We start from the raw sequence: 14,017 nt of genomic DNA on the forward strand, positions 1-14,017 counted from the left end.
GCCAGCCTTAAACGCTCATCGTGGCGTCGATTGCCTTTTTCCATCCGGCATATTTGGACTTGCGCTGGTCTTCGTCCATTTTCGGTGTGAACTGTTTGTCGAGCGCCCAGCCCTTGGCGAAAGTTTCCTGATCAGGGTAGAGGCCTACATGCATCCCCGCCAGCCACGCCGCCCCGAGCGCGGTTGTTTCCAGTACCTTCGGGCGGTCCACAGGGGCTGCAATAATATCAGACAGGAACTGCATGGCAAAATCATTGGCAGACATGCCACCGTCTACCCGCAGGGTCGGTTGCACGCCGTCCACCTGCCAGTCTGCGGACATGGCATCAAGCAGGTCACGGGTCTGGAAACCCACGCTTTGTAATGCAGCCCGCGCCATTTCCGCCGGACCGGAACCGCGGGTCAGACCGAAAACCGCACCGCGGCAGTCAGGGTTCCAGTAGGGCGCACCAAGGCCCACAAACGCAGGAACAAGGATCACATCCTGATTATCATCCGCATCCCGCGCCAGCGCTTCGGTTGCCGCAGCATCCTTGATGATCTGCAAGCCGTCCCGCAGCCATTGCACCACAGCGCCTGCTACAAAGATCGACCCTTCCAGCGCATAGGTCGGCTTGCCATCCAGTTGATAGGCGATGGTGGTCAGCAGGCGGTTTTTTGAAACCACAGGGGTTTCCCCTGTGTTCAACAGCGCAAAACAACCGGTGCCATAGGTGGATTTCAACATGCCGGGGGTGAAACAGGCCTGCCCGACCGTGGCGGCCTGCTGGTCGCCTGCAACGCCGCAAATCGGAATTTCATGGCCGAACAGATCCGCCCGGGCATGGCCAAAATCGGCGGCGCAGTCCTTGACCTCGGGCAGCATATCCATCGGGATGTTCAACAGCTCGCAGATTGTGTTGCTCCAACGCCCCTTGCGAATGTCATATAGCATTGTGCGAGCCGCATTGGTGGCGTCGGTGGCGTGGACCTTGCCGCCGGTCAGCTTCCAGATCAGATAGCAATCAACAGTGCCGAACAACAGTTCGCCCTGGTCGGCGGCCTGCCGTGCTCCATCTACGTTTTCCAGAATCCAGCGCAGTTTCGTGCCGGAAAAATAGGGGTCAACCAGAAGGCCCGTGCGGTCCGCGATCATGTCGCCCTGTCCGCTGTCCCGCAGGCTGCGGCAATATTCTGCGGTGCGGCGGTCCTGCCAGACAATGGCATTATAGACCGGCTTGCCGGTTTTGGCGTTCCAGACGATGGTGGTTTCGCGCTGGTTGGTGATGCCGATTGCCGTCACCTCTCGCGAGGATAATCCTGCGCGCTCGATCGCTGCGCGGCAGGTGCCAGCCGTCGTTGCCCAAAGGTCCGCCGGATCATGTTCAACCCAACCGGAGTTGGGGAAAATCTGGCGGAACTCTTCCTGCGCACTGGCGACAGGATTCATGTTTTCGTCAAACAGGATCGCCCGCGTCGAAGTCGTGCCCTGATCAATGGCGAGGATATGGGTCATGGGATGTCCACCTGTTTCTGAGATGTCGATAGAATGTCGGTGCGCGGGCGGCTGTCAAGCCTTCGGCCGCAAGCCTGCGCGGGGTGGAGCGGCCCGCCCGTTCGGGGCCGCTCCGGTATTGAGGATCGCAGGGGCGGCGGGCCGCCCCCTGATCACCGGCTTACTGCCAGGATTTGATCAGCTCGTCGTAAGATACCGTCTTTGGCTCTTCGTCTTCGTTTTCCAGCTTGGCCTTAGGCGAACCGGGTTGGGACAGCCAGTGCTCCGGGTCCATTTCCTCGTTCATCTTCGGGCCGATGTCGCCCTGAACACCTGCACGCTCCAGACGGATCAGGACTTTTTCCTGATCGGCACACAAAGCGTCGAGCGCTTCTTGTGGGGTTTTCGCACCGGACATTGCGTCACCGATGTTCTGCCACCACAGCTGGGCCAGTTTCGGGTAGTCAGGCACGTTTGTGCCGGTCGGGGACCACTGCACGCGGGCAGGGGAACGGTAGAATTCCACCAGACCGCCGAGTTTTGGCGCCCGTTCGGTGAAGCTGTCGTGCTGGATCGTGGATTCACGGATGAATGTCAGACCAACATGGGATTTCTTCACGTCAACGGTTTTAGAGGTCACGAACTGGGCGTAGAGCCAAGCCGCCTGGGCACGATCCACAGGAGTGGATTTCATCAGCGTCCAGGAACCGGCGTCCTGATAGCCGATCTTGGTGCCTTCCGTCCAGTAAGCGCCGTGTGGCGAAGGAGCCATGCGCCATTTCGGGGTACCGTCTTCGTTCATCACAGGCAGATCGGGTTCAACCGATGCGGCTGTAAAGGCGGTGTACCAGAACATTTGCTGCGCAACATTACCCTGTGCCGGGATTGGACCCGCTTCGGAGAATGTCATACCGGCAGCCGCTGGGGGAGAGTATTTTTCCAGCCATTCGATTGCCTTGGTCACAGCATAAACCGCTGCTGGCCCGTTGGTTGCACCGCCACGGGCGACACAGGAACCCACAGGTTGGGAGTTTTCGTTTACACGGATACCCCATTCATCCACAGGCAGGCCGTTCGGCTCACCCACATCGCCGGCACCGGCCATGGACAGCCACGCATCTGTGTAGCGCCAGCCAAGGGACGGGTCTTTCTTACCGTAATCCATGTTGCCATAGATTTCACCGTCAACGCCCATGTGGGTCAGATCACGGCCGGTGAAGAATTCAGCGATGTCTTCATAAGCGGACCAGTTTACAGGCACGCCCAGATCATAGCCGTATTTCTCTTTGAAATCGGCCTTGTTCTTTTCGTCGTTGAACCAGTCGTACCGGAACCAGTAAAGGTTGGCGAACTGCTGGTCGGGCAACTGGTAAACCTTGCCGTCCGGTCCGGTGGTGAATGACAGACCGATAAAGTCTTCCAGATCCAGACCGGGGTTGGTGACAGAAGCGCCTTCGCCTTCCATCCAGTCGGTCAGGTTACGCGCCTGTTGATAGCGCCAGTGCGTGCCGATCAGGTCAGAGTCGTTGATATAGGCGTCATAAATGTTTTCGCCGGACTGCATCTGTGTTTGCAGTTTCTCAACAACATCGCCTTCACCGATCAGGTCATGTGTGACCTTAATGCCGGTAATGGCTTCGAATGCAGGCGCCAGAACTGTGGCTTCGTATTCGTGGGTGCCGATTGTCTCGGAAACCACATTGATGGACATGCCCTGAAACGGTTTCGCTGCATCCACGAAGAACTGAAGCTCTGCTTCCTGTTCTGCACGGGACAGGACGGACATATCCTTGATTTCGGAATCCAGAAACGCTTTGGCGGCGTCCATATCCGCGAACACGGGTGTGCTCAGCAAACAGGCCACCACGCTAAGCGCGGATGTTCCTTTAAGTCGCAAGGTCATTTTTGTTCCTCCCAAGGTTTGAACAATTAAAGCTTTCCGGCCTTGCGTGCCGGTCAGCCACTTTGATTACACCCAGCGAAACACCGCTACAGCGTAAAAAAAACAGACGATCAACGCGCCCCATTGCGGGGCACTGGTTGATGCGAGCCATGCCAGATTGATAAAGGCCGATCCTAACAGGGTGATGAACAGACGATCCCCCCGTGTGGTTTCAATCCGCAAAATCCCGACCCGAGGCGTTTCGGGGAATTTGATCGCAAGGATTGTGAACACGATCAGGGTCGCGGCGATCACTGCAAAGAAAATTGCGGTCGGCCAGGTCCATGCCATCCATTCCATGAGGTCTCTCCTTCGTTAGATTACACGCGGCCCAGGGCAAAACCCTTGGCGATGTAGTTGCGGACAAAATAGATCACCAGCGCACCCGGAACGATAGTCAGCACACCGGCCGCTGCCAGTACTCCCCAGTCAATACCGGCGGCACCCACGGTGCGGGTCATAGTGGCGGCGATGGGTTTGGCGTCTACGCTGGTCAGGGTCCGGCTGAGCAGCAGTTCGACCCAGCTGAACATGAACAGGAAAAAGGCCGTAACCCCGATGCCCGACGCCACCAGCGGTGTGAAGATGCGGATAAAGAAACGCGGGAAGGAATAGCCGTCGATATAGGCTGTTTCGTCTATTTCCTTTGGCACCCCGCGCATGAAACCTTCCAATATCCACACCGCCAGCGGCACGTTGAACAGGCAATGGGCCAGCGCCACTGCGATATGGGTGTCAAACAACCCGACCGAGGAATAAAGCTGGAAGAACGGCAGCGCAAAAACCGCAGGCGGGGCCATCCGGTTGGTCAGCAGCCAGAAGAACAGGTGTTTGTCCCCCAGAAATGTATAGCGGCTAAAGGCATAGGCGGCAGGCAGCGCCACGGCGAGGCTGATCACCATATTGATCACCACATAGGCCATAGAGTTCAGATAGCCCGTATACCAAGACGCATCTGTCAGGATGGTCAGATAGTTGTCAAAGGTCAGATCACGGGGCCAAAGGGTAAATGTGTTCAGGATTTCCGTGTTGGTCTTCAGGCTCATCGTGAGCAGCCAATAGATCGGCAGCAGCAGGAACAGCAGATACAGCCCCATGACAATGGCGTTGCCCTTTATGCGGAAGCCACCGCGTTTTTGTACAGATACAGACATCAGTGGCCATCCCTTTTATCGAGGTTCGTCATAACGGTGTAGAACACATAGGAGATCAGCAGGATCACCAGATAATACATGATCGAGAAGGCGGCTGCGGGACCAAGATCAAACTGCCCCAGTGCCATTTTCACCAGATCAATCGACAGGAAGGTTGTCGAATTGCCCGGCCCGCCGCCTGTTACAACAAACGGTTCGGTGTAGATCATGAAGCTGTCCATAAAGCGCAGCAGGATCGCGATCATCAAAACGCCGGTGATTTTCGGCAGTTCGATAAAGCGGAAAACGGCCCAACGGCTGGCCTGATCAATCTTGGCCGCCTGATAATAAGCATCGGGAATGGATTGCAGTCCGGCATAGGCCAAAAGTGCGACAAGCGAGGTCCAGTGCCACACGTCCATGACAATGACCGTGATCCATGCCGCATAGAAATTCTGGGTATAGTTGTAATCAATCCCCATCGCATCCAGCGTATACCCCAACAGGCCGATATCGACCCGCCCGAAAATCTGCCAGATGGTGCCGACCACGTTCCAAGGGATCAGCAGGGGCAGGGACATCAGCACCAGACAAAACGACGCCCAGAAGCCGCGCTTGGGCATGTTCAGCGCAACAAAGATGCCAAGCGGGATCTCAATGGCAAGGATAATGGCGGAGAAAGCGATCTGCCGCCCCAACGCATCCCACATCCGTTCGGAATCCATCATCTCGCGGAACCAGTCGATACCGGCCCAGAAGAACTGGTTGTTGCCGAACGTGTCCTGCACCGAATAGTTGACCACCGTCATCAATGGAATGACTGCAGAAAAGGCGACAAGCACCAGAACGGGCAGGATCAGGAACCATGCCTTTTGGTTGACAGTCTTGTTCATTATTCCCCCCCCGATGGCGCAACCCGCCAGCTGTCCGCATAGATGTTGATCCCTGCGGGATCAAAGATGATCCTGTTGGCATCCGGTGAAATGGAGCTGCCTTCTTCGGCAATCACGTTGATTTCGGTGCCATTGAAATCGGCGCGAACGATCTTGTGACGCCCAACATCTTCGATCCGTTTGACTGTCACCGGCAGGCCGGTGTCGCCGCTGGTCAGTTTGGTGAATTCAGGACGAACCCCCAGCTCAACCTTGCCCGACAGAGCGCCAAAGCCCTGTCCCAGCGGAATTTCCGTGCCATTCAGAACCGCCTTGTCGCCGGAGACTGATGCTTCCAGCACGTTCATACCGGGAGAGCCGATAAAATAGCCCACAAAAGTATGCTCGGGGCGTTCGAACAATTCCTGCGGCGTGCCCATTTGCACAACACGGCCATCATACATCACCACAACCTTATCCGCAAAAGTCAGCGCCTCTGTCTGGTCGTGGGTCACGTAAATCATCGTGTGACCGAATTCGTGATGCAGGGATTTCAACTGGGTGCGCAATTCCCATTTCATGTGGGGGTCGATCACGGTCAGCGGTTCGTCAAACAGCAGCGCGTTCACGTCCTCGCGCACCATTCCCCGCCCGAGCGATATCTTCTGCTTGGCATCCGCCGTCAGTCCGCGGGCCTTGCGGTTGAGCATCTCTTCCATGCCGATCATCTGCGCGATCTGTTGCACGCGATCCCGCACATAGGCCGCATCCGCCCCGCGATTGCGCAGTGGAAACGCCAGATTGTCCCGCACGGTCATCGTGTCGTAGACCACCGGAAACTGGAAAACCTGCGCGATGTTGCGCTCCGTGGTGGGCGCGTGGGTCACGTCCTTGTCGTCAAACAGGATTCGCCCCTGACTGGGGTGCAGCAGGCCGGAAATGATGTTTAGCAGTGTGGATTTCCCGCACCCCGAAGAGCCAAGCAGCGCATAGGCTTCTCCGTCCACCCAATCGTGGTTAAGCTCTTTCAGCGCGTAATCCTGTTCGCCTTGCGGGTTTGGCAGATAGGAATGGGCCAGATTGTCGAGGGTGATTTTAGCCATGGTTCAAGCCCTCTGTCTCTGTGGCATAGGCAGCAGGGGCTACGGATGTGCCGTCCTGCGCAAAAATGTATACGTGGCGGGGATCAAGAAAAACCTTCAGTGCAGCGCCAATTTCAAGGTCTTTGACCCCGTGGATCAGGCCGACCCAGTTTTCGCCGTGGTGGTCCAGATGAACAAAAGTTTCCGATCCGGTAATTTCCTTGACCTGCAAGGTTCCGGTGAACTCCAACGTGGCACTGCCGCTGTTTTCCAGTTCCAGATGGTTGGGGCGGAAACCGGCCATGTAGTCACCATCCGGAAGGGCGGCAAATCCGGTGGAAGCGGCGCTTTGTCCGTCGCCGAAGTGCAAAGTATCACCGGATTTGCGGATGTTGAGGAAGTTCATAGGCGGGTCGGAGAATACCCGCGCCGTGGTTGCATCTACCGGCTGGCGATAAACGATCGGGGTTTTGTCGAACTGGGTGATCCGGCCTTCCCACATTGTCGCTGTGTTGCCGCCAAGCAGCAGCGCTTCTTCCGGTTCGGTTGTGGCGTAAACAAAAATCGAACCCGCTTCTTCGAAAATCTTCGGAATTTCGGCGCGCAGTTCCTCGCGCAGTTTATAGTCCAGATTGGCCAGCGGTTCATCCAGCAGCACCAGTCCCGCGTCCTTCACCAGCGCGCGGGCCAGTGCGCACCGCTGCTGTTGCCCGCCGGACAGTTCCAGCGGCTTGCGGTCCAGCATTTCCGAAAGTTTCATCAAATCGGCGGCCTTCTTCACCGCCGCGTCGATTTCTGCCGCAGATTTGCCGAGCAACCGCATCGGGCTGGCGATATTTTCATAAACGGTCATCGATGGATAGTTGATGAACTGCTGGTACACCATCGCCACGCCGCGGTCTTGGACGCGCATGCCGGTGACATCCTTGCCATCCCAGAACACCTTGCCGGTGTTGGGCACATCAAGCCCCGCCATCAACCGCATCAAAGATGTCTTGCCAGCCAAGGTCGGACCAAGCAGAACATTCATCGTACCAGACCGTAGTTCAAGGTCTGTCGGATGGATATGGGTCTGGCCGTTCACGACCTTGGAAACACCTTCAAGTACAAGTGCCATGTTATTCTCCTTGTGCGCGCGCAACGGGCGCCTGTGCGGGTGGAGCGGCGGCATGTTCTGCCATCCAATCATCCAGCGCGTCTATTTCCTGTGGCGTCATGCGCAACCCCAGTTTGGAGCGCCGCCAGACGACATCCTGCGCGGTCCGCGCATATTCCTTGTCCATCAGCCAGTGTACTTCACGCTCGCTTAGATCACTGCCGAAGTTCCGTCCCAGATCATCCGCGGTTTTCGCCCCGTCAAGCAGTTCGAACGCATCGGTGCCGTAAGCTTTGACAAGACGGGTGCACCAGCGCGGGGATAGAAAGCTGTAACGGGAGGAAAGTTCAGCCTTCAGATCCCCGACGCCTTGCACCGGAAAATCGCCGCCGGGAAGGGGGATTCCAGCGGTCCAGCGATCCGGCAACCCGTCAAAAAACGGTGCAATTTTTTCAAGGGCAGATTCCGCAAGGCGGCGGTAGGTAGTGATCTTGCCGCCAAACACATTCAGCATCGGTGCACCGGCTGAGGTATCCACCTTCAGCACATAATCCCGCGTTGCGGCCGTGGCAGAGCTGGCCCCGTCATTGTAAAGCGGCCGCACGCCGGAATAGCTCCAGACAATATCGTCCCTTGTGACAGGGGTTTTGAGATAGTTTGAAGCAAAGGCCAACAGATAGTCCCGTTCTTCGGGCGTGCATTCGGGGCGCTTTGAAACATCGTCGTGATCCGCATCTGTGGTGCCGATCAGGGTGAAATCCGTTTCGTAAGGGATGGTAAAGATGATCCGGCCATCCTCGCCCTGAAAGAAATAACATTTGTCGTGATCGTAAAGCTTGCGGGTTACGATATGGCTGCCGCGCACCAGCCGCACACCTTCGGTTGTGTTGATCCGCGCTGTGTTGCGGATCACGTTTTCGACCCACGGCCCGCCGGCATTCACCAGCATTTTCGCAGTCACTGTCCGTTGGTCGCCGGTGACGGTATTTTCCAGTGTGATTGACCAATGGCCGTCCACCTGTTCAGCGGACACAACTTTTGTGCGTACATTTATCTTCGCGCCACGGGCTTCGGCGTCCCGTGCGTTCAGCACGACCAAGCGGCTGTCTTCAATCCAGCAATCCGAATATTCGTATGCTTTGCGAAACCGGTCTTGCAGGGGTGCGCCTTCGACGGAATTATCCAGATCGACAGATTTGGTGCCTTCCAGAATATCCCGGCCACCCAGATTGTCATAAAGAAACAGGCCAAGCCGGACGAGCCACGACGGGCGGCGCCCTTTCATCCATGGCATGAAAAAGCTCAAAAGCTTTGATGTGGGCGTATCGCCCTCAAACCGCATGTCCTTGTGGTAAGGCAGTACAAACCGCATCGGCCAGGAAATATGGGGCATCGCCTTGAGCAGGGTTTCCCGCTCGATCAGGGCCTCGCGCACAAGGCGCACTTCCCAGTATTCCAGATAACGCAACCCGCCGTGGAACAATTTGGTAGAGGCAGAAGATGTGGCAGATGCGAGATCGTTCATCTCGGCCAGTTCAACGCGCAGGCCACGCCCCGCAGCATCGCGGGCGATGCCGCATCCGTTGATGCCGCCGCCAATGACGAACAGGTCAATCATGTCCTGATTTCCGTGCTGACTCACTTGGACCTCCACCGCCACAAAACCACACCGGAATTGGCTCCACCCTCCGGTTTGTGACTGGGAATATACCAACAGCATTTACAGATTTGTTGCAATAACGAATGTTCGTTTATTTTCTTTTTTGGATTAATACCTGATTTTACTGTGTTAATTTTTTCGTTTCGGGCCGGTTTTACCCGCGCTTTCGCAAGAATCTCGATTCGCGCTCTTGACCTTCGGACCTGCCCGTTGATTGATACAAGCCGGAGGACCACGCCAGACAGGTATGGGAAACGGGGAGAGGGGCACGCCACTATGGTGTCGAATTTCAGGCAGCAGGAAATTCTCGAAATTGCGCGGGAGCAGGGCAAGGTTACGGTAGACGGGTTGGCAGAACGCTACGATGTAACTGTTCAGACCATCCGGCGCGATCTGGCGGAATTGTCCGAAAGCGGACGTCTGGAGCGGGTACACGGCGGCGCAGTTGTCCCGTCAGGCGTGGTCAATATCATCTATGAGGAACGCCGCCGTTTAAACGAAGCCGGCAAGAAAGCCATCGGCGTGCGTTGCGCAGCGGCAATCCCGAACGGTGCCTCGGTTTTTATGAACATCGGCACCAGCACAGAGGCCGTAGCGCGGGAATTGCTCGACCATGAGAACCTGCTGGTGGTGACGAACAACCTGAACATCGCGAATATTCTTGCGGCAAACCAGAGTTGCGAGATCATTCTTGCGGGCGGAGTCCTGCGGCGCGCGGATTCCGGTATCGTCGGCGGTCTGACGGTGGAAATGGTGAAACAGTTCAAGTTTGATTATTCTGTTCTGGGCTGTTCGGCCATTGATGCGGACGGGGACTTGCTGGACTTCGACGGTCAGGAAATCATGGTCAGCAGTACCGCGATCCAGCGGTCCCGAAAGGTCAAGATCGTGGCGGATCACCTGAAATTCCAGCGCAAAGCCCCCCTGACCATCTGTTCCCTGCGGGATGTGGATGTGTTTTACACGGATGGCAAATTGCCAAAATCCCTGATGGAAGACTGCGCCGGTTGGGGCACCGAGGTGCAGATCGCCGAACCTGCCGGATTACGGGGGCGCAAAGCGACTCGAAATGAAGCCAACAGATAATTCCGGGTGGTTATTTGTGCTGCCCGCAATGGCGGTTCTTGGCCTGATCGGATTGATCCCGCTATTAACGGTCGTAAATTATTCTTTCTTTGAAATCTTTATTCTCAGTTCACGGTTTTGGGTCGGGCTGGAGTGGTACGGCGAACTGATCGGCTCTGCCCGTTTCTGGCAGAGCTTCGGGCGCAGCATCTTCTTTTCGATGATAGTGCTTCTGATCCAGATTCCGCTCGGGATCGGGCTTGCCCTTTGTATTCCAAGGGGTCGTCTCTGGATCGGCCTGTCGCTTGTGGTGGTGGCACTACCACTGCTGGTGCCATGGAATATGATCCCCGCCCTGTGGCTGAGCCTGCTTAATCCTGAAACCGGACTTCTGGGGCGTTTGGGTTCAATTCTCGGCTGGCCTGCGGATTGGAAAGCCTCGGCGTTTCACACATGGGTTGTCATTGTGATGATGGATGTCTGGCATTGGACCAGTCTTGTGGTGATCCTGTGCTACTCTGCGCTGACAACAATTCCTGCCGCCTATTATCAGGCGGCTGCGATCGACGGGGCGAGTCCTTGGGATGTGTTCCGTTTTATCCAGTTGCCCCGTTTGCACAATGTGCTGCTTATGGCCGTACTGCTTCGGTTTATGGATTCCTTTATGATCTACACCGAAGCTTTCCCTATCAACGCAGGTGGTCCGGCAGAGGCGACGCTGTTTCTGGCGGTTGATCTGGGCGAAGAGATCAAGGCGTTTAACTATGGTCCCTCCGCCGCCCGTTCCGTGCTGTATTTCTTGATAATCGTAACAGTGGCGTGGCTGTTTACCAAGGCGCAGGGCAAACTAGAGGACAAGGCGGCCCCATGAAGCTGATCTACCGCTACCTTGACGTGATCAAGATCGTTGCACTGCTGGCTTTCATGATCTTTGTTTGCCTGCCCCTTGTGCAAATGACGTTGCTGGCCTTTGTCGCGACCCTGCCCCATGAAGGGCTGGATGTAGGGCAAGCGACCTTGCGAAACTTCACCGGCATTCTGGCAGATCCGAACCTGCGCGCGGCCTTTGGCAACTCTATCGCCTATGTGCTGATCAATATCTGCATCACAATTCCGGTTGCGCTGCCCTCCGCCTATGCCTTTTCGCGCATGTCGTTTGTCGGGGACAAATCCCTGTTTCTGGCCTTCATCGCCTTTCGCATAACCCCGCCTGTTGTGCTGACCCTGCCAATCTTTCAGCTTTTTTCGGCGCTCGGGATCGTAAATTCGGTCTTTGGAATTGCGCTGGCCCATTGTCTGTTCAACCTGCCGATTTCCATCTGGATCTTGCAGGGGTTTATCTCGGCCATCCCGCAGGAAATGGACGAAACGGCCTTTATTGACGGCTATTCGCGGCCCCGTTTCATCTGGTCAATCCTGATCCCGCAAATCAGGGCTGGCATCGCTGTAGCGGCTTTTTTCTGCTTTATGTTTTCATGGGTAGAGGTGGTATTTGCCCGTATCCTCACCACGACAAACGGCAAGCCGATCAGTATGGCGATCAATGCCCTGTTCGGGTTTCAAACCGACATCGGGTTGGTTATGGCCGTCACCCTTGCCTCCATGGCACCGGGCGCATTGCTGCTCTTTGCGATGCGCAATCACCTGTCGCGGGGTTTCCGGATCGGTCAGGTTTGACGCGGGGCTTTCGGTCATGCACAAGTTAGGGTGACAAAGCGATTGCACCAAAACCCATTACACAGGAGCCTCTGTCCCATGACACCGGAAAAACTGCGCAGCCTTTACGGGGCGGTATCCCCTGCGGCGGCGGCCAAAGTGATCACGCGATTTGACCACCATTGCCGCGATTTCATCGAAAACGCCACGTTTCTGGTTATGGCCACTACGAATGGCCAGACGCTGGATGTGTCGCCGAAGGGCGATCCGGCGGGTTTTGTGACGGTCGAAAGCGATACCACCTTGTTGATACCGGACCGCCCCGGCAACAACCGGATCGACGGTTTGATGAATATTCTGGCCAACCCGCAAGTGGCGCTGATTTTCCTGATCCCCACGGTGGGCGAAACCCTGCGCGTGAACGGGCGGGCGGAAATTTTGGACGACCCTGAAATTTGCGCACGGTTTGCGGTGAACGGGCGCAGCCCCAAAACGGTTACTCGGGTGACAGCGGAAAAGATCCTGACCCATTGCGGCAAGGCACCGATCCGTGCGGGCTTGTGGAAACCGGAAGGCTGGCCTGCCGAACGGCCGGTTGCCACGCTCAGCGACATCATCCGCGATCACGTCAAGGGCGAGGCCGAAGTGGTGGATGACGCCACAATGCAGGCAATCTATCAGAAAACACTTTACTAGGGCTTGGGCCGGACGGGATCGGGAATGACACAAGGCAAAAACATCTGCTCGCGGATTGAAAACATGCGCGGACTTGATCCCGCACAACGGCTTGCGGCTGTCGGACAGGCGGCGGGGTTGTCACCGGACGATCTGGCCACACTTGCGGGGCGGGACGTTCTGGATATGGCCCGCGCGGACGGGATGATCGAAAACGTTGTCGGCAAATTCGAATTGCCGCTTGGGGTGGCGACCAATTTTGTGGTGAACGGCAAGGAGTACCTCGTGCCGATGGCGGTCGAGGAACCTTCAGTGGTGGCTGCGGCTTCTTACATGGCCAAGATAGCAAGGACCTACAGCGGGTTTCACACCAGCGCCACCGCGCCGTTGATGCGGGCACAGATTCAGGTGCTTGGGATCACCGACCCTTATGCTGCCCGTCAGCGTATCCTGTCTCATCGTGACAGCCTGATGGCAGCCGCCAATGCCAAAGACACGCTTTTGGTCGAACTGGGCGGTGGCTGTCAGGATATTGAGGTTCACGTGTTTGACGACACTCCGGTCGGCGCAATGGTGGTGGCCCATCTGATCGTTGATGTGCGCGATGCGATGGGGGCGAATACGGTCAACACGATGGCAGAGGCGCTTGCCCCCGAGGTAGAGCGGATCACAGGCGGCACCGTGCGGTTGCGTATCCTCTCAAACCTTGCAGACAAACGGATTGTGCGGGGGCGGGTGGAGCTGCCGCCAGAGGCGCTGGACACGAACACCTTGCAAGGCGCTGATGTTGCCAAAGGTATGGTGGAGGCTTGCACGCTTGCGATCATTGATCCTTACCGCGCAGCGACCCACAATAAGGGGATTATGAACGGGATTGATCCGGTGGTGCTGGCAACAGGCAATGACTGGCGCGCGATTGAAGCAGGCGCTCATGCCTATGCTGCGCGGAACGGACGCTACACATCGCTGACACGATGGGAACTAACATCGGATGGCGGGCTGGCGGGCAGTATCGAACTGCCGCTGGCGCTGGGGCTGGTGGGCGGGGCCACGAAGACCCATCCGGCAGCGCAGGCTGCGTTGCGGCTAATGGATGTGGGCAGCGCGACGGAACTGGCCGAGGTTACAGCCGCCGTCGGACTGGCGCAGAATATGGCAGCACTGCGGGCGCTCTCGACCGAGGGTATCCAGAAAGGTCATATGGCCTTGCATGCCCGCAATATCGCGATTTTGGCTGGTGCCAGCGGCGCGGATGTGGACCGGATTGCCCGTGCTCTGGTGGTTTCAGGGGATGTGAGCGCTGCGAATGCGCGAACTCTCTTGAACGCGAAATAGGCATCATCTCCGGCAGGAACAGCCCTT

The 14,017-nt window shown here is 56.8% G+C and carries 13 protein-coding genes; 5 read left to right on the forward strand and 8 right to left on the reverse strand.

The features are described from left to right. Positions 1–7: 7 nt before the first annotated feature. The 8 genes from glpK to glpD all read right to left on the reverse strand — a co-directional run bounded on the left by glpK (position 8) and on the right by glpD (position 9,217). The gene (glpK, locus tag C0U40_RS12110; RefSeq protein ID WP_101656051.1) at positions 8–1,495 is read right to left on the reverse strand and encodes a glycerol kinase GlpK; all 1,488 of its coding nucleotides are present in this window, start codon (positions 1,493–1,495) and stop codon (positions 8–10) included. 160 nt (positions 1,496–1,655) lie between these two features. Beyond that, entirely contained in the window at positions 1,656–3,377 is a 1,722-nt protein-coding gene (locus tag C0U40_RS12115; protein ID WP_101656052.1) for an ABC transporter substrate-binding protein, read from the reverse strand. A gap of 66 nt (positions 3,378–3,443) precedes the next feature. Beyond that, positions 3,444–3,716, reverse strand: coding sequence for a DUF2160 domain-containing protein (locus tag C0U40_RS12120; protein WP_101656053.1), 273 nt, complete (start codon positions 3,714–3,716; stop codon positions 3,444–3,446). A gap of 20 nt (positions 3,717–3,736) precedes the next feature. Then, complete coding sequence (locus tag C0U40_RS12125) at positions 3,737–4,570, reverse strand: carbohydrate ABC transporter permease (protein ID WP_101656054.1); 834 nt, start codon at positions 4,568–4,570, stop codon at positions 3,737–3,739. Further along, the gene (locus C0U40_RS12130) at positions 4,570–5,442 is read right to left on the reverse strand and encodes a carbohydrate ABC transporter permease (RefSeq protein ID WP_101656055.1); all 873 of its coding nucleotides are present in this window, start codon (positions 5,440–5,442) and stop codon (positions 4,570–4,572) included. The genes C0U40_RS12125 and C0U40_RS12130 overlap by 1 nt, the downstream gene beginning before the upstream one ends. Continuing rightward, the gene (locus tag C0U40_RS12135) at positions 5,442–6,524 is read right to left on the reverse strand and encodes an ABC transporter ATP-binding protein (protein ID WP_101656056.1); all 1,083 of its coding nucleotides are present in this window, start codon (positions 6,522–6,524) and stop codon (positions 5,442–5,444) included. Before C0U40_RS12135 ends, C0U40_RS12130 begins: the two co-directional genes overlap by 1 nt. Further along, positions 6,517–7,620 carry an ABC transporter ATP-binding protein gene (locus C0U40_RS12140; protein ID WP_101656057.1) on the reverse strand — a complete coding sequence of 368 codons (1,104 nt, stop codon included), beginning with the start codon at positions 7,618–7,620 and terminating at the stop codon, positions 6,517–6,519. The genes C0U40_RS12135 and C0U40_RS12140 overlap by 8 nt, the downstream gene beginning before the upstream one ends. 1 nt (position 7,621) lies before the next feature. After that, complete coding sequence (gene glpD / locus C0U40_RS12145; protein ID WP_101656058.1) at positions 7,622–9,217, reverse strand: glycerol-3-phosphate dehydrogenase; 1,596 nt, start codon at positions 9,215–9,217, stop codon at positions 7,622–7,624. Between the two features lie 318 nt (positions 9,218–9,535). On the opposite strand from glpD, the gene C0U40_RS12150 reads away from it, so the two are divergent. The 5 genes from C0U40_RS12150 to C0U40_RS12170 all read left to right on the forward strand — a co-directional run bounded on the left by C0U40_RS12150 (position 9,536) and on the right by C0U40_RS12170 (position 13,990). Next, positions 9,536–10,345 (forward strand): DeoR/GlpR family DNA-binding transcription regulator, encoded by an 810-nt coding sequence (locus C0U40_RS12150; RefSeq protein WP_101656059.1) that lies wholly within the window; start codon positions 9,536–9,538, stop codon positions 10,343–10,345. Then, complete coding sequence (locus C0U40_RS12155) at positions 10,329–11,195, forward strand: carbohydrate ABC transporter permease (RefSeq protein ID WP_101656060.1); 867 nt, start codon at positions 10,329–10,331, stop codon at positions 11,193–11,195. The genes C0U40_RS12150 and C0U40_RS12155 overlap by 17 nt, the downstream gene beginning before the upstream one ends. Continuing rightward, positions 11,192–12,001, forward strand: coding sequence for a carbohydrate ABC transporter permease (locus C0U40_RS12160; RefSeq protein WP_101656061.1), 810 nt, complete (start codon positions 11,192–11,194; stop codon positions 11,999–12,001). Before C0U40_RS12155 ends, C0U40_RS12160 begins: the two co-directional genes overlap by 4 nt. A 78-nt stretch (positions 12,002–12,079) precedes the next feature. Next, positions 12,080–12,676, forward strand: a complete 597-nt coding sequence (locus tag C0U40_RS12165) for a pyridoxamine 5'-phosphate oxidase family protein (protein ID WP_101656062.1) — start codon at positions 12,080–12,082, stop codon at positions 12,674–12,676. 24 nt (positions 12,677–12,700) lie between these two features. Next, positions 12,701–13,990: a hydroxymethylglutaryl-CoA reductase, degradative gene (locus C0U40_RS12170; protein ID WP_101656063.1), complete on the forward strand. Its 1,290-nt coding sequence runs from the start codon at positions 12,701–12,703 to the stop codon at positions 13,988–13,990. Positions 13,991–14,017: the final 27 nt, after the last annotated feature.

Source organism: Neptunicoccus cionae, from assembly GCF_002860325.1.
In the GTDB taxonomy this organism is placed as follows: Bacteria; Pseudomonadota; Alphaproteobacteria; order Rhodobacterales; family Rhodobacteraceae; genus Amylibacter; species Amylibacter lutimaris.